Raw genomic sequence first — 15,920 nt, 5'->3', positions numbered from 1 at the left:
GTTTGCCTCACGCATCTTCTGTTTCAATTGTGGTATTAACTTTTAAAACCAATATTATGAAACAATTCTACTCTTTTTTAATACTAAGTATTTTTTCTAGTGCTGCCTTGATTGGGCAAGTTGCTGGAACTACTAGTTCTGTATCACAGAACTTTAGTTATCAAGAAAATATGAATAATGTACAATTAGACCCTACTCCTTTAGTTGGAGGTGCCTCTCAAGTGAGCTTCACAAAGAATTTCCAAAGCGACCGGGCTCCAAATATTGGGCTGGATGTGGCTGTTGGTTTGCTTGGAGCGAACGGAATTAGCATACCGGGTTGGTTACAGAATGCTGCGAATAGTGGCGGCGGAATTTTATGTTCAGGATTTACGCCAACCTTTTCTGTGGGTGCTTCTGTAGATGCAGGTGGATATTATCTAGTTCGCGAAGTTGGAAATTCAAATATTGAAATTGATTATCCTGTTGAAATTACAATCACTTATCCGGAACAGAATACTTTTGGGTGTGGTGATGACATCCGTATTAATACCGCATATACAATCTTGGAACCTTCTAAGCAAGATAAGTTAAAGGTGACCCCTCCATTTATAAATCAAGAGGTAGGTCCGCTGCTTCAAAACCTAGATTTTCACGCAAACGTAGGCGTTAATGCTTATTTCGGAATTGGTGTTAACCCTCCAGACCCACTTCCAAGTTATTGTAAAACATTATATACGTTTAATCAAGGGTTTGAATTTTCATTTGATGGTCCTGGAATCCCCAGTTTTCCTCCCGTGCTAAACATTTGTGAAAATGCGTTCGGACCGAATGCTAATGAAGCTCAATTATTTTCCTGCGGGGCTCTTTCACCTGCTACGCCATTACTAAATATTAGTCAGACACTAATCAATGCATATAATAGAGCCTATGGAACTAGCTATTCGGTAGCGACTTTCCCAAATCAAAATACGGTTACTGTTACTCTTCCAGATTTACCGCCAAATGGCCCAACATTACCTGAAATTGAAGGAACTTTTAAAAAAGTATCGAATTCAGAATTGGGCTTTTCAGCCAGTAATGGGGGCCGAACAATTTCTGTTTCGGGGAATAAAAGTGATTTGAGCGATCTGAAATACGATTTGGTTTCGTTTCTAGATTATGCAGGTTTTACTACTAGTTTCAGCTTAGGTGGTGGTTTAGGAAGTATGGATTTAGGCGATATTTCACCAAAATTTACTGTAGATCAGGAAATGCAATTTGATTTTACTCCTGTGGTGAATTTGCAAATTGATCTGGGCCAATCCATGATTTATACCGTTTATAATGAAAACAACACAGTATCTCATACCGGAACCAATCAACTTGTATCATTAATAGCTGGACAATACATTATTGCAGAATTTCCTTCAGATTTAAACCAACCACAAAATGCTTCTGGGACTACTTTTATGAATGGAGATTTTAAATCGCTCTCAAAGCAAAAATACTTTGAAAGTGTAGAAGTGAAATTTGCAGAAATTAATGTTCCAAATGTTATAAATGAAACACTTGTTGAGCTTACTACGAATCGTAATATGGTAGGAGAAAATACGATTATTGATCATACGATACACCTTGAACCGTCGAATGTATTTCAGTTGCCTAATTTTATTTTAGATCCTGAAAATCCAGTAGTTTCTATTAGTTCGGTAACTGTAGAAGATGTGGTGAATGCTGGTGGAGGTGAACGCTTGGTTGTTTACAAAATTGGTGTTCAGAATAATGGAGATGTTGTTTTAAACGATGTTCGGGTAGATTTTGACTTGGCTTCAACATTTGCTTCAACTGAATCATTTTCAGTAGAATGTATTACAAGTGATTCTTTTTTTACGAGCGCAACTTTTGACGGGGATCAACAAATTAATTTATTAGATGTATCGAATAGCATTGCTGTTAATGAAAATAAATTTATTGAAATATTAGTTAGAGTCAAACCTGAAACTTCAGCAATCCTAGGTGATGGATGTTTTGGTACCGTAACCTATGATGTTTCTTCAAAAGCATTTGCTATCAGTCCTATTGGCACAGTTGTAGAAAGTAATTTCAATCAGTGTACTTTATCGACCACGGCGCCAGATATTGTTGAAACTGTTGACCTTGGCGCAAGTGTAATTTCTTCCTTAGAAGATTTTGCAGTGTATAGTACAAAGTATTTAACTTTCAGTAAAACGCAACGCACCTCAAAAGGAAATGCTGGTGCCACTGAAAAAATTAAATTTGAAAATGTTTCAAAATACAATTCTGGGCCTGCAATTATTGTAGGAGATTTACATTCAGGAGAAAAGATAGAAGTGAAAGGAGAATCTGATGTAATTGTAGATTATGTACAAACTAGTTCTTATATCGATATTTCAGGGAATAAAGCAGAATTTGAAGCATTAGGTCAAATAAGTGAATATTCTTCTTGTGCAACGTTGCCGCAAATTCCTGCACTCTCATTCCCTATAAATACTAGTAAAATAAAGATAAAAGTAGCAAGAAATGAAACCCTCATGCTTCCGCCGGGTACGTACAAGGAAGTAAAATTAGAGGAGAATGCTGTTCTTATACTTCAATCGGGAGATTACTATATTAAAGATTGGAAATTTTCTAAGGATCATGCTACTGTTCAGTTTGATGCTACACAAGGGCCTGTAAACCTATTTCTCCACAAATGGGATGCGAATAAAAAAGATCTATCCTTTGTTGCAATAAACGGAACTTCAACACGCGATATATTTTACTTTGTAGATGGTCATGGCTCCACACATTTTAAGGAATCTTTAGTTCAAGGAACGATTATAGCACCAGAGGGTAAAGTGGAATTTGATGACAGTTTACTGGAAGGTAGTTGCTATGCGGAAACAATTAAATTTAAAGACAATTCAGGATACACTGGCCATCGATTCCTTGAACCGCTTGTAATAAGTGTTTCGTGTCAGGACGTGGTTAATTATAGAACTCCAGAAGTAATAGCAGTTAGTAATTCTGAAAAATCTATAGATAACAAAACCCAGTCTTGGGATGATATGGTTGATATTTCAGTTTATCCTAATCCAATGTCGTATGAATCAACAATAACGGTAAGTCTGGACGAGTCTATCCATGGAAAATTAATTGTACAGGATATTAGTGGAAGAATAGTTACCATTCTAACCGACTCATTGATAGAGGCGGGTAAACATTCATTCACATTTAAAGCTGAAAATTTAAATTCCGGCTTATATTTTATTCAGTTTATTTCTGAAAAAGGAGTCGTTACTAAAAAACTCCTCAAGCAATAAAAAGTGTTCAGTACATTTAAAAAGCTATACCGGATTGTTTCTGGTATAGCTTTTTTTATTACACTTTCTTAAAAACTGTAGCTCTTCAACTCATTGTGTTAACCTTCTAAAAGTAGGGGATAATCGTTTGTTGCTAGTCTTTTTTTGTTCCATCTTTTATAGACAAATGTGCCTTTATGGTTGTTCCTTTTCCCGGTTTACTTTCAATTAAGAAACTGCCATTTAAAATACGGATTCTCTCCGACAAGGTTTTAAGTCCCAGACTTTTTTGTTTGAATGAATCGGAAGTATTAAACCCTTTTCCGTTATCGCTTATAAAAATTAAAATCGAATTTTTCTGCTTTTGTATCATTAAAGAAACGGCTTTTGCCTCAGCGTGTTTTATAATATTTGTAAGGCATTCTTGAATAAATCTATAAATATTCAAGGCTGCTTCTTCATTAAAATATGTGTCTATATTTTCAATTTCTATTGTGAAAAAAATATTAGTTTCTTCATCGAGATCATAAAGTAATTGTCCAATACATTCCGAAAGCCCCAATTGTTTCAAAACTGAAGGATACAACCCCCGTGAAATTTCCCGTACTTCTTCAAGCGCATTATGGGTTAAATTGGTTATTTCATCTTGCTCGAGGTTCTGGGCTTTCTTTTTAATAAGAGTGAGTTGTTGTCCCACACTATCGTGTAATTCACGAGCAATACGCGTGCGTTCATTTTCTTGAGATTGCATAAGATCGTGCGAAAATTTTTCTTGAAGTTTTCGTCGTATTCGCGTTTGATTCAACATCCAAAACATAAATAAAATACACGCCAATGATAGTAAAAGATAAAACCACCCTGTTTTATAAAAGAATTTCTTGGAGTCTATATTCAAAAAGAGTGATTCTGCGATTTTCTTTCCTGAAAAATCCAAAGCTTCTATTTCCAATAAATAGTTCCCTGCAGCAAGATTGGGAAACCGAATAGATTGTTGTTTGTTTAAATTTATCCATTCTTCATTATTAAGCCTGTATTTATAGGTGTTTTCAGGAGACGAAACTGCATTGGTAACTGAAAAATCTAATTCTAAAGCCCTGTTCTCTGATGAAAGAACTATTGTTTTGTTAGTTTCAAAAGCATTTCTGTTTAAAATTTCTTCAACTTTATTTTTCTCGGAGTCATATTTTTTAACCTTCAGTAGGACTAATTTCGAAATGCTCTCCTGAGGTCTTAAATCATGTGGATTAAAATAATTTAAGCCGTTCAATGTTCCAACCAAAAAGCCTTCTTCGGTATTAAGTGCACTATATCTATTGGCTTCATTATCACTCAATCCATCTTGAGTAGAGTAACGCGTTGTTGAACAGTCTAATTTATTAAAGGCCACAAGCCCATTAAATGTATTTATCCACCACAGCGTATCTTCATAAAGTATGGTTGCAATTCCAGCTTTTAATTCATCTTTATAAATTGTTTTAAATTTTTCTGTTTTTGGGTCAAAAGAAACCACATTCCCAGAGCGTGTGCCTAATACGAATCCATTTTCATCAGTATAATCTACCATTAAAATAAAAGGATCTTCAAGACCTTGTAACGTACCGTAAAATTTATGCTTCTTCGTTTCCAGATTATAGGTTAGAAGACCTTTATCTGTTCCTGCAACTATAAGCGGATCTTTGCTTTTAAAAGCCAAATCGTATATGTACAAAGAATCTGTCAACAACAGACTTTTATGTTGCTTGAGACGCGTATTGAAGGACATCAAATAATATTCATTTGTGCCGTAAACAATCGTAGAATCGTTGGGTTTTTCCATACAAATAACTGGAAAAAGACGCCATTCGTGTACGGTATGCGAGGTCGTATCAACCTTTATAATATTTCCAAAATCATTGGACCAAAGCCCATCTTCCCCTGCTATTATATTTCTCGAAGAAATTGGCAATACGTTAATTTGCCCATCAGTAAGAATATACGGCTCAATTTTTTGGGTCTTCGTATTTAGTTTGTACCATCCATCTTTTTCTGTCGCTACCAGATATTCTTCTGCCTTTAATTTATAGAGGCTACGGATTCCTTTATTTAATAGGAACGTTTTTATTTTCTGCGACGGAAATTTAAATTGATGCAGCTGTCTTTTTCCATTTGCGACCCAAATTTCATTTTTAAGATTATTTGAAATTACTTGAACACCCGTTCCGGAATCAAAATCTATTTCAGTAAAAAGTGACTCTAAGTTGCCTTTTTTAAATTCATGAAAATTTATTTGATTGTTTTTAACCGTAACTATTGAATTGTTGTTAAAACCATCATTTACGGTAGATAAATTATCGCTTGCTAAAAAATTCGCTTTGCCATTTACAGGAAGAATAGCTATGTTTTTTTCATCAACAAAATATAACTGCGGATTATTAAAGTTGAAAAAATAGACGGTATCGTTGTGTTTAAAAACCTCATCGATCCACGTTTTTTTTAGATTTGTATTTGAGTTTTTAAAAGATATATCCGTAAAATTCCTTAGTTTATTACCTTTCCAATCGAATGCGGTAGGTAAAAAATTATCATCGCTAATTATACAGAAATCATCAAACGGAATAAAACGAGTTGAAAGATCTACGAAAAATTTAGTTGTTTCTGGCTTAAAAGAAAAGACAGGAATAACTTTAGAGCTACTCTCAATTATGCACAAGGTAATGCTACCTTCTTTTTGGAATAATATATAATCTTTGCCTTTATATTTAAAAATTGATGAGGTCGCTTCAATAGGGTTTCCGAAGTTTGGAAAATTACATTCTTGAAAACGACTGGTGTAAGGATCAAACAACAGCACCAAAGCTCCTTGATCAAGTGATACTGTTACATAGAATTTGCCATCATCCCGTTTATAAATTTGATTTACTTTAAGAATCCTATTCTTGTATTGAGGTAAAGAGATATTGTGAAATGTATTCCCGTTAAAGCGTTGTAAAACAAGTTTTTTATCGCTAATTATTATTTTTCTGACAGAAAGATTTTGTCCGCCAAGCCATAAAAAACCATCATTATCGAATGCCATGGCCGAAATAACATCAATATCAAGACCTTCTTGTTTTGTATATGTTTTTTGAAGTATTCGTCCGGTTTGAGCGAAATTGGCCGTCCATAGTAGCAGAAAAAAATAAAAGAATATTTTTGTCATTCTATATGTGGAAGAATATTTGTTTAGTTGTTTTGAAAGGTACTTATTTTTTTAAATATTTAGGTATGCGATTATATTTCAAAGACTTGAAATGTTTTTGTGAAAATGTTAAAAGCTGAAAAGTTAGGTTTTTTGAGTATTACCGCTAAAGTTCTTTAATAGTCAACCTGTTTAAATACGCCCAAGCCGCAAGTGAATTGGACGATATGTTTTCAATTGCCATTTTCGTGATTATATTGCTTCTATGTTTTTCTACCGTGCGAACCGATATAAATAATTTATCGGCAATTTCACTACTGCTCAATTGTTCGGAGACTAGTTTTAAAATCTTTTTTTCGGAAGTAGTTAGAAGCGTCAACTTTTTTAAATCTTCCGAAATACTGGCAAGCGAAGAAGCTTCGAAAGAACGACTAAAGTAAATATCATTATTCAAAACACCCTGAATGCATTCTTCAACTTCCGAAAATGAATCTTCTTTTAATAGGTATCCATTTATCTGAAGCGCCCGTGCTTGCGAGATGTATTCGGTTTCCTTGTGAAAAGAAAGCACGATAAACTTAGTGTCTACTTCTTTTTGTTTTGCCATTTTTATCACGTCGAAACCTGTTAAAATTGGCATGTCAATATCCAGCAGTGCGATGGTTGGATTATGGACTAAAATCTTTTCCAAAGCTTGCATACCATCTGTGGCTTGGGCTACAACATTATACTCGTTATCATTAAGCTCGTCGAATAATCCTTTCAAAATCATGGGATGATCGTCTGCAATTACAATGGAGATTTTACTTTTGTCTAACATTTAAATAGGGATAGTAAGGGTTACTTTAGTGCCTTTATTTATTTGGCTTTTAATGTCAATTTTTGAATTTAAAATTTTTGCGCGTTCCATCAAGGTTTTCATTCCCAGACTTGCGACTGTTTTAGCCTTCTCCGAAATTTCAAAACCCTTTCCGTTGTCTGCTATAATTGCTTCAATAGTGTTTTTCTTTTTTGCAATCGTCACAGAACCTGCTTTAGCTTCGGCGTGTTTTACCATATTATTTAGCACTTCTTGAATTATTCTATACAAATGCAAGGAGGCTTCTTTGCTCAATAAATCGTCTATATTTTCAATGTGATGGGTGAAAAAAATATTTGTATTTGTATCTACTTCGTCAATCATATTTTTGATTGCGGCTGTTGGCCCTAACCGTTCTAAGGTTGCTGGATGGAGTCCTCTAGAAATTGTTCGCAGCTCATCGAGCGTATTGCTTGCTAGTGTTTCCATCTCAGGATTCCCAATATTTTTTGTTTTTTTAGTAAGAAGCATCAGTTTTTGCCCCACGCTATCGTGAAGTTCTCGTGCCACTCTAGTGCGTTCTTCCTCTTGAGCTTTAATGAGATTATGGGTATAAATTTCATTTCTTTTGCGTTCTATTTTGCTTCTATAATATTGAATAGTAAAAATACTTATAGCGGTAAATGCTAATAAGGAAACCCAAAAAACCCAGGTTTTCCAAAAGGGGAGTTCTATTTTAAAAGAATATTCATAGGGATGTATTTGCCAAAGACCATTACCGTTATCAGCTGTAAACTCGAAAGTATAATCTCCAGGTGGTAAGTAAGAGAATACAGCTTTTGAATCGGTTGTGGGTTCAGACCAATGGTTATCATCTCGAAGGCCTTTCATTCGGTATTTAAACTTAACATTTTCGGGATTAGTAAACGTTATAGCTTCCATCGAAAAACTTAAATAGTTTTTTTGATATGGAAGGATTATGCCGTCTGGAGTCCTGTAAATGCCATCGTCTAAAGGTTCCGAAAATAAATAAACATCTGAAAGATCTAGTTTCGGCGGTTCGGTATTGGGTATGAATGCATTTTCATTGAAGGCAATAATTCCGTTTAACGAGGTAGATAATACTGTTTTGTTTTTTGTTATTAAAAGTGAATTAAAGTCGATGTCATTTCCCAAAAAATGGGGGGCAGTGCCATAATATTTTGCAACTATAGAGTCCTTTTTTAGTAAAATATCAAGATTTACTTTTATCAATAAATCTCTTCCAGCTAGCCATAAATCGTTGCCATCTACTTTTAAGGCTCTAAAATGATTTATTGAACCAAAACGACTCATATTAAAAGTCTGAATTTTAAAATGGTCGTTCTCTAGTTTTATATGATATAACTTTTTATCACCTCCAGCAATTACTTCGTTGGCGTTGATAACATCTAAACTTCTAAAATCGTGGTGCAAATTAGTTTCTAGGCCAGGAATAGTGTCTATTATATCATTCTTCATTTGAAACAAACCGCCTACTTTACAAAGTATATAACGGTTTCCAATAGACTCTATGGCAATGGATCTTTTTGAATTTATATAATAGGTGGAGTCTTTAGCAAGAACCTTAATTCTATCGGTCTCGAATAGAAATGTTTTATTCTTGTTATTGAAAATTAAACTGTAGTCGCCTTCATCAATAAGTTTGGCTGAGGTGCTATTTATAGCGAGTTCAAAAACCGCTGTGCCAGTATTATAAAGAAGATTATTATCTGCTGTAATAAACAGATTTTTAATAGGATTGCCTTTAGTAATTTGACGGATATTCTTGTTGTCGTCTAGCTCAACTACTCCATCATTCGTTGCTAATATTAATTTCCCATTCCATTCCACAATATCATTCACCGATGCTAACCCTTGTGTTTCGTCATAAATTTTGAATGAAGTATCTCTAAATCGAATAATTCCTTCGCCATAAGAAGTCATCCAGTGGTTGCCTTCCGTATCTTTTATGATTTGGTAAATATAATTTGTAGGGAGTCCCTGTGCTTCGTTTATTATTTCTAAATGGCCTGTTTGCTTATTAAAAATTCCAAATCCATTACCCTCAAGGCTTAAATATAGCTCGGTGTCATTTTCCTCGAAAATTCCGTAGATTCGATTCTTATCAAAATCTTCAGGTTTAAATTTATATAAGGTGAGTTTGCCATTAGCTATTTTATAGAGTTCGCCATATCCACCCACCCAAATGTTCTTTTCATAATCCACCAAAGTGGAATAACAAATATTATTTATACCATCTTTTTGGTTATAAATATTTTCAATTTTAAGGGGGTCTAAAGTCAATTTATAAATACCCTCATTCGTAGAAGCCAAGTACATTGTATTATCATCATACCAAGCAGCACTTTGAAGCCCCGAAAGTTGGTTTTTAGTAGCATCTTTAAACAAGTTCTCCAACTTGCCATTTTTATAAACTGCTATGCCATTTATAAAAATAACATATATCAGGCCATCAGCGCCTTCCAATATAGAAGTTACGCCTCCCATACTATTATAATCTTCACCCTTTGGGTTCGTGATTTTACCATTCTCTATTATGCTTACGCCATTATCGAGCGTTCCCACCCAAATGCGTCCCTTAGAATCTTCTAAAATGCTGAATACTATATTTGAAGCCAGCCCGTCTTCAGTAGTGTAATTGGTAAAAGTTTTACCGTTAAAACAACTGAGTCCGCCAGTAGTGCTCACCCAAATTCTGTTTTGGCTATCTTGAAGTATTGCAAATGTTTCATTGCTAACAAGCCCTTCCTCTGTTTTGTATCCTTTAAATTGGTATCGCTGGGCGGTTGCAACCATTGAACATATGCCAAAGAAAAAAAATGTGAGGAATATGTATTTCATTTAGCGAAGGTTGATAGCGTAAATATATTTATTTTAGCGGAAATATTATGGCTAAAACTAAAACAACATTTTTCTGTCAAAACTGTGGCGCTCAATATGCTAAATGGCAAGGGCAGTGTAACGCGTGCAAAGAATGGAACACTATTGCAGAAGAAATTATCCAGAAAGCCGAAAAGGTAAGCTGGAAATCTCCAGATTCATCGGGAACCGAGCGTAATAGACACGCCAAGCCTCAACGTATTTCTGAAATTTCAACACTAGCAGAAGCGCGACTGAACACAAAAAACAACGAATTAAACCGAGTACTCGGAGGTGGATTGGTGCCCGGGTCTTTAACGCTTTTGGGTGGCGAACCTGGCATTGGTAAAAGTACGTTGATGCTTCAGATTGCATTACAGCTACCCTATAAAACACTTTATGTTTCAGGTGAAGAAAGTGCTCAACAAATAAAAATGCGAGCGGAACGTATTCAACCTATTTCTGAAAATTGCTACATTCTCACTGAAACTAAAACTCAAAACATCTTTAGAAATATAGCCGAAATTGAGCCAGATATTGTAGTAATCGATTCTATTCAAACTTTACATACAGATGCTATTGAAAGCACCGCCGGAAGTATTTCTCAAATTCGGGAGACAACTGCTGAGCTTATAAAATTTGCAAAAGAAACTGCAACTCCCGTAATTTTAATTGGTCATATTACTAAAGATGGAAATATTGCCGGACCAAAAATTCTGGAACATATGGTAGATACGGTTTTGCAGTTTGAAGGCGACCGAAACCATATTTACAGAATTCTGCGCGCTAATAAAAACCGTTTCGGAAGCACAAATGAACTCGGTATTTATGAAATGCAGGGCAGTGGTCTTCGGGAAGTTTCAAACCCTTCAGAAATACTAATCTCGAAAAATGACGAAGATTTAAGCGGCACCGCAGTTTCCGCAACTCTCGAAGGAATGCGCCCTTTAATGATTGAAATTCAAGCTTTGGTGAGCAGCGCGGTTTACGGCACACCGCAACGAAGCGCAACAGGTTACAATGCTAAACGCCTAAATATGATTCTCGCCGTTTTAGAAAAACGTGCAGGTTTTAAACTTGGTTCAAAAGATGTTTTTTTAAACGTGACTGGCGGAATAACCGTTGACGATCCGGCGATTGACTTAGCCGTTGTTGCCGCAGTACTTTCTTCAAATATTGATATTGCTATAGATAAACGTCTTTGCTTTGCTGCTGAGGTTGGTTTAGCGGGCGAAGTTCGTCCCGTGACTCGCGTAGAGCAACGCATTTTAGAAGCCGAAAAATTAGGTTTTACTTCCATCGTTATTTCAAAATACTGTAAAATTCCGAAGAACAATTTTCACATAAACATTATAAAAGTGGCGAAGGTTCACGATGTGGTGCATCATCTTTTTGGTTGATTGTGGTTTAATTTCTGTTACTTTAACATCGCTATGAATCAGAGGTTTTTTTCCGCATTAATTCTTTTGGGAATACTTATTTCGAGCTGCAAAGAAGAAATTCAAAAAGCGGCAGATGTATTTGTAAAACCAACCGCGCGCGAAGTTTACGAACGCAATTTTTCAAAAAACGATTCGCTATTGCTTCGTTGGAATATTGCATTTGAAAGCGCAAAACGCGATAGCATACAAATTACGCTTCCGTATTCTGAAAGCGGCGTTTTTTCCGGAGATAATTTTAATGTTTACAGTTATAATATTCAATTAAAAGAGGGAGAACGCATCGTAGTTGAGATTGAAAAAACTCCCGATTCAGCTTCGATCTTTATCGATCTTTTTCAAGCGAAGACCGATTCACTTAAAATATTTAAACATCTAAAAAGTGCCGAAGATAAACAGTCAAAACTTTCACAAGAAATTGAAATTTCTGGTTATTACAAAGTAATTGTACAACCACAAATGCAATTGCAGTTTCCCTTTATTTTGAAAATTTATACTGAACCGCTTTACGAATTTCCCGTAAGTGGTGCGGATAATAAAAATATTCAGAGTTTTTGGGCAGACCCGCGCGGTGACGGAAGCCGTTCGCACGAAGGAATAGATATTTTTGCTGCTCGCGGAACGCCGGTTGTGGCGGTAACAGATGGAAGGATTACTTCTGTTGGCGATGGCGGTCTTGGCGGAAAACAGGTTTGGTTGCGAGATGGCCTTTTCGGAAAAACTATTTATTACGCACATTTAGACAGCATAGCGGTTTCTGAAGGGAAAAGAGTAAAAGTTGGCGATACGCTTGGTTTTGTTGGTAACACTGGCAATGCAATAACCACCGATCCGCATCTTCATTTTGGAATTTACAAATCGCAAGGCGCGGTGAATCCTCTTTCGTTTATTAAAAAAACCGAAATTCAAGTCAGTGAAATATCTTCAACTATCACAAAAGCAGTCACTTTAAAAAATAGATCTGAAATTCACAAAGGCCCTGCTGCGGTTTATAAAGAATTTTTAAGTTTGAAAAAGAACGATACACTTCTTGTTTTGGGCAAAAATCAAAAGTGGTTTCACATTCAAACTTCAAGCGGTTTAAAGGGTTATATAAACGAAACGGTTATAAAACCACTATCTCCAAATTAACTTTTATTTAGCCTAAAGAGAAGTGCATAGTATTATCTTTAGAATTCAATTCTGAAAAAACAAACTATGTCCATTTTTTCCAAAATAAAACAGACCCTTCATTTAATGAAAGAGATTGATCTGGATGCGCTCGGCAAACTTTCTCAAAAAGTAGATCTTTCTGAAATTATGAAAACCGTTGGTGAACTCGATGATCGGCAATTAGCTGGTTTAATGAAAATGTTGAAACACAAAGGTGGAAAAAAGGGACAGCACAAACTGCCGCCCATTGACGGCGATTTTTACGATTTAGCTTTAAAGCTTACTCCCGAACAACGCGAATTACAGATAAAAGTTCGCAATTTCATGGAAGACGAAATAAAGCCGATAGCCAATGAATATTGGAATAAAGCCGAATTTCCGTTTCAGATTATTCCAAAAATGGCAGAGTTGAATATTTGCGGCCTCACTTATAAAGGCTACGGCACGCCAGATGAAAGTTACGTAATGGAAGGAATAATAGCAATGGAACTTGCGCGTGTGGATGTGTCCATTTCTACATTTTTTGGAGTGCATAGCGGCTTGGCAATGGGCTCAATTTATATCTGCGGAAGTGAGGAGCAAAAACAGGAATGGCTCCCTAAAATGGCTCGAATGGAGCTTATTGGCGCCTTTGGTTTAACTGAGCCGGAAGTAGGTTCTGCAGTTGCAGGCGGTTTGGGAACTACTTGCAGACAAGAAGGCGATGAGTGGATTTTAAACGGACAAAAGAAATGGATTGGGAACGCCACATTTGCCGATGTAATAATTATTTGGGCGCGCGATGAGGCTTCCGACCAAGTGAAAGGTTTTTTAGTGCGAAAAGGAAACCCAGGATTTGTAGCCGAAAAGATGGAGAATAAAATGGCGCTTCGCACAGTGCAGAATGCGATTATAACTTTAACCGACTGTCGCATTCCCGAAAGCGACCGACTTCAAAAATGCGATTCGTTTAAAGACACGGCAAAAGTGCTAAGAATGACCCGCGCCGGTGTGGCTTGGCAAGCTGTTGGTTGCGCCCGCGGTGCTTACGAAGCTGCGCTGAAATACACCAAAAAACGCGAACAATTTGGGAAACCTATTGCTTCGTTTCAGTTAGTTCAAAATCATTTAGTAGAAATGGTTGCAAACCTAACCGCAATGCAAACTATGTGTTTCCGACTTTCGGAGTTACAGGATGAAGGATTGTTGACCGATGAACATGCCTCACTGGCAAAAGTCTTTTGCAGTATGCGAACCCGAGACGTAGTAAGTCAAGCCCGCGAAGTTATGGGCGGTAACGGAATTTTGCTGGAATATGACGTAGCTCGATTTGTAGCAGATGCCGAAGCAATTTACAGTTATGAAGGCACCAAAGAAATTAATTCTTTAATTGTTGGTCGAGCAATTACGGGGTATAGTGCGTTTGTATAACCCCTCCGCCTTCGGCACCTCCCTTTGAAAATAGGGGGAGGCACTGTTCCCCTCCTTTTTAAGGAGGGGTGTCCGCTTGCGCACGGGGTGGTTATGGCGCTGGATTCGGAATTTGGTTATGAACGGCATCAATCTCCTTTAAAATTTCTTTTGAAAGTGAAATGTTGATGCTTTCAATATTCTCTGAAAGTTGAGTGATTGAAGTAGCGCCAATAATTGGGGCGGTAACAAATTTCTTCTGAAGTATAAAAGCCAACGCCATTTGCGCAAAACTTAGATTGTGCTTTTTGGCAATTTCGTAATATTTTGCCGTTGCTTCAAAAGCGGTTTTACTGCTGTAACGACTGTATTGCTTAAACTGATTGATTCGTGAATTTTCATCTGCTTTTCCGTTTAAATATTTCCCGGTAAGGGTACCAAATCCTAAAGGCGAATAGGGCAAATAGCCAATATTTTCACGCTGAAGAATTTCACTCAAACCAATTTCGTCTTTCCGATTCACCAAATTATACGGGTTTTGAACAGAAATCATTTTCAAGTTTCCTTTTCGAGATTCTTCCAAAAAGCGCATCACGCCAAAAGGCGTTTCGTTTGAAAGTCCCGCATGGCGAATTTTCCCTGCTTTTACGAATTCCTCTAAAGTTTGAAGCACTTCAGCAAAATTATCGTTCCAAGATTCGTCTTCTTTGTGCGTGTAATCCAATTGCCCAAAATAATTGGTATTGCGTTCTGGCCAATGAAGTTGGAATAAATCTATATAGTCCGTTTGCAGGCGCTTCAAACTTTTATCGATAGCGTCTTCCAAAGATTTTTTGCTGAAATCTAAAGGTTGGCGAATATGGTCCATCGATCGGCTGGGCCCCGCAATTTTTGAAGTAATAATTAAATCTTCGCGATTTTTCTTTTTAGCCAACCAACTGCCAATATACGTTTCCGTTCTGCCTTGTGTGTTTGGATTTGCTGGCACGGGATACATTTCGGCACAGTCAATAAAATTTATTCCTTTTTCAATTGCAAAATCGAGCTGTTCGTGGGCTTCCAATTCAGTATTCTGCTGTCCCCAAGTCATAGTGCCGAGGCAGAGTTTGCTTATTTTTAAATCTGTATTGGGCAGGGTTGTGTATTTCATACTATTTCCCGCGTATGCGGGAATCTTTTTATTATTTGTTGGACCTGCAAGGTTTCAAAAACCTTGTAGGATATTTTGATGAACATGCAGTAAAATTAGGATACCCATTGAAATAAAATCTTTTCAAATTTCCATTCACCATTCAATTTTTTAAACTGCCAAACATAACCGCCACCGCTTAAATATGCAACTTTGCTATTCGTTATTGGTTGCCAATTAGTAGAAATTCCTATTGTAGCAGTATCTTCATCAATTTCAATTTCCCCGAAGGTTAGGTATAGAAAATCCGTAGTTTTATCTGCGATGATCTGTAACTCGGGTTTAGATTTCATACAAAATGAAATTCCTTTGATTTCTGAAGGTATTTCTGAATGAGAAAGCGGAAAAGTTCTTTTCGCTTCTTCGCCCTCAAAAGCACCGTAGTAAAAATCTGAAATATAAATTTTCTGCTTATCTCTTATTAAATCATTGTCTGGAACGTCTTTTTCTTGAACAACGGCGCGTTTCAATATTTTATAAATCAATTCTTTTTTGTCAGTGTCCATCCTATAATTTTTATTTTTTGGACAATCGAAATATTTAGCATCGGTATAAGATGCACATCCAACGAAAGAAATAATAGCAAGAAGCGAGAATAAATTTTTCATTGTGTTATAGGTTATTTTTTTCA

Annotated in this window: 9 protein-coding genes; 4 read left to right on the top strand and 5 right to left on the bottom strand. The window is 36.3% G+C overall.

Features of this window, described 5'->3' with window-relative positions:
- Positions 1 to 56 precede the first annotated feature (56 nt).
- On the top strand, positions 57 to 3,284 hold the full coding sequence (locus AC3RVF_RS12475; protein WP_489692338.1) for a T9SS type A sorting domain-containing protein: 3,228 nt from the start codon (positions 57 to 59) through the stop codon (positions 3,282 to 3,284).
- A gap of 133 nt (positions 3,285 to 3,417) precedes the next feature.
- Here AC3RVF_RS12475 and AC3RVF_RS12470 read toward each other — a convergent pair whose 3' ends face one another.
- The 3 genes from AC3RVF_RS12470 to AC3RVF_RS12460 form a co-directional block, all read right to left on the bottom strand.
- Entirely contained in the window at positions 3,418 to 6,441 is a 3,024-nt protein-coding gene (locus AC3RVF_RS12470) for a sensor histidine kinase (protein WP_489693485.1), read from the bottom strand.
- Between the two features lie 145 nt (positions 6,442 to 6,586).
- A complete protein-coding gene (locus tag AC3RVF_RS12465) occupies positions 6,587 to 7,240 on the bottom strand; it encodes a response regulator (protein WP_489693484.1) in 654 nt (217 codons plus the stop codon).
- Positions 7,241 to 10,102, bottom strand: coding sequence for a sensor histidine kinase (locus tag AC3RVF_RS12460; RefSeq protein WP_489693483.1), 2,862 nt, complete (start codon positions 10,100 to 10,102; stop codon positions 7,241 to 7,243).
- Between the two features lie 47 nt (positions 10,103 to 10,149).
- Between AC3RVF_RS12460 and radA the strand changes: the two genes are divergently transcribed.
- The 3 genes from radA (at position 10,150) to AC3RVF_RS12445 (ending at position 14,121) form a co-directional block, all read left to right on the top strand.
- Positions 10,150 to 11,520 carry a DNA repair protein RadA gene (radA, locus tag AC3RVF_RS12455; RefSeq protein WP_489693482.1) on the top strand — a complete coding sequence of 457 codons (1,371 nt, stop codon included), beginning with the start codon at positions 10,150 to 10,152 and terminating at the stop codon, positions 11,518 to 11,520.
- Positions 11,521 to 11,553: 33 nt separating this feature from the next.
- The gene (locus tag AC3RVF_RS12450; RefSeq protein ID WP_489692333.1) at positions 11,554 to 12,690 is read left to right on the top strand and encodes a peptidoglycan DD-metalloendopeptidase family protein; all 1,137 of its coding nucleotides are present in this window, start codon (positions 11,554 to 11,556) and stop codon (positions 12,688 to 12,690) included.
- Between the two features lie 66 nt (positions 12,691 to 12,756).
- Complete coding sequence (locus tag AC3RVF_RS12445; RefSeq protein WP_489693481.1) at positions 12,757 to 14,121, top strand: acyl-CoA dehydrogenase family protein; 1,365 nt, start codon at positions 12,757 to 12,759, stop codon at positions 14,119 to 14,121.
- 91 nt (positions 14,122 to 14,212) lie between these two features.
- Here the strand turns inward: AC3RVF_RS12445 and AC3RVF_RS12440 are convergent, their stop codons facing one another.
- Both AC3RVF_RS12440 and AC3RVF_RS12435 read right to left on the bottom strand, forming a co-directional pair.
- The gene (locus AC3RVF_RS12440) at positions 14,213 to 15,250 is read right to left on the bottom strand and encodes an NADP(H)-dependent aldo-keto reductase (protein WP_489692331.1); all 1,038 of its coding nucleotides are present in this window, start codon (positions 15,248 to 15,250) and stop codon (positions 14,213 to 14,215) included.
- A 95-nt stretch (positions 15,251 to 15,345) separates the two neighbouring features.
- Positions 15,346 to 15,897 (bottom strand): hypothetical protein, encoded by a 552-nt coding sequence (locus AC3RVF_RS12435; protein ID WP_489693480.1) that lies wholly within the window; start codon positions 15,895 to 15,897, stop codon positions 15,346 to 15,348.
- Positions 15,898 to 15,920 lie beyond the last annotated feature (23 nt).

Source organism: Aequorivita sp. IT1183, assembly GCF_058068265.1.
The sequence above is the reverse complement of the archived record's forward strand: the minus strand, read 5'-3'. Positions and strand labels throughout refer to the sequence as shown.

What these genes read in the sequence shown, in the direction of transcription:
- AC3RVF_RS12475 (WP_489692338.1), top strand. Translation starts at nt 57, where the DNA reads ATGAAACAATTCTACTCTTTTTTAATACTAAGTATTTTTTCTAGTGCT.
- AC3RVF_RS12460 (WP_489693483.1), bottom strand. Translation starts at nt 10,102, where the DNA reads ATGAAATACATATTCCTCACATTTTTTTTCTTTGGCATATGTTCAATG.
- AC3RVF_RS12435 (WP_489693480.1), bottom strand. Translation starts at nt 15,897, where the DNA reads ATGAAAAATTTATTCTCGCTTCTTGCTATTATTTCTTTCGTTGGATGT.
- AC3RVF_RS12450 (WP_489692333.1), top strand. Translation starts at nt 11,554, where the DNA reads ATGAATCAGAGGTTTTTTTCCGCATTAATTCTTTTGGGAATACTTATT.
- AC3RVF_RS12470 (WP_489693485.1), bottom strand. Translation starts at nt 6,441, where the DNA reads ATGACAAAAATATTCTTTTATTTTTTTCTGCTACTATGGACGGCCAAT.
- radA (WP_489693482.1), top strand. Translation starts at nt 10,150, where the DNA reads ATGGCTAAAACTAAAACAACATTTTTCTGTCAAAACTGTGGCGCTCAA.
- AC3RVF_RS12440 (WP_489692331.1), bottom strand. Translation starts at nt 15,250, where the DNA reads ATGAAATACACAACCCTGCCCAATACAGATTTAAAAATAAGCAAACTC.
- AC3RVF_RS12465 (WP_489693484.1), bottom strand. Translation starts at nt 7,240, where the DNA reads ATGTTAGACAAAAGTAAAATCTCCATTGTAATTGCAGACGATCATCCC.
- AC3RVF_RS12445 (WP_489693481.1), top strand. Translation starts at nt 12,757, where the DNA reads ATGTCCATTTTTTCCAAAATAAAACAGACCCTTCATTTAATGAAAGAG.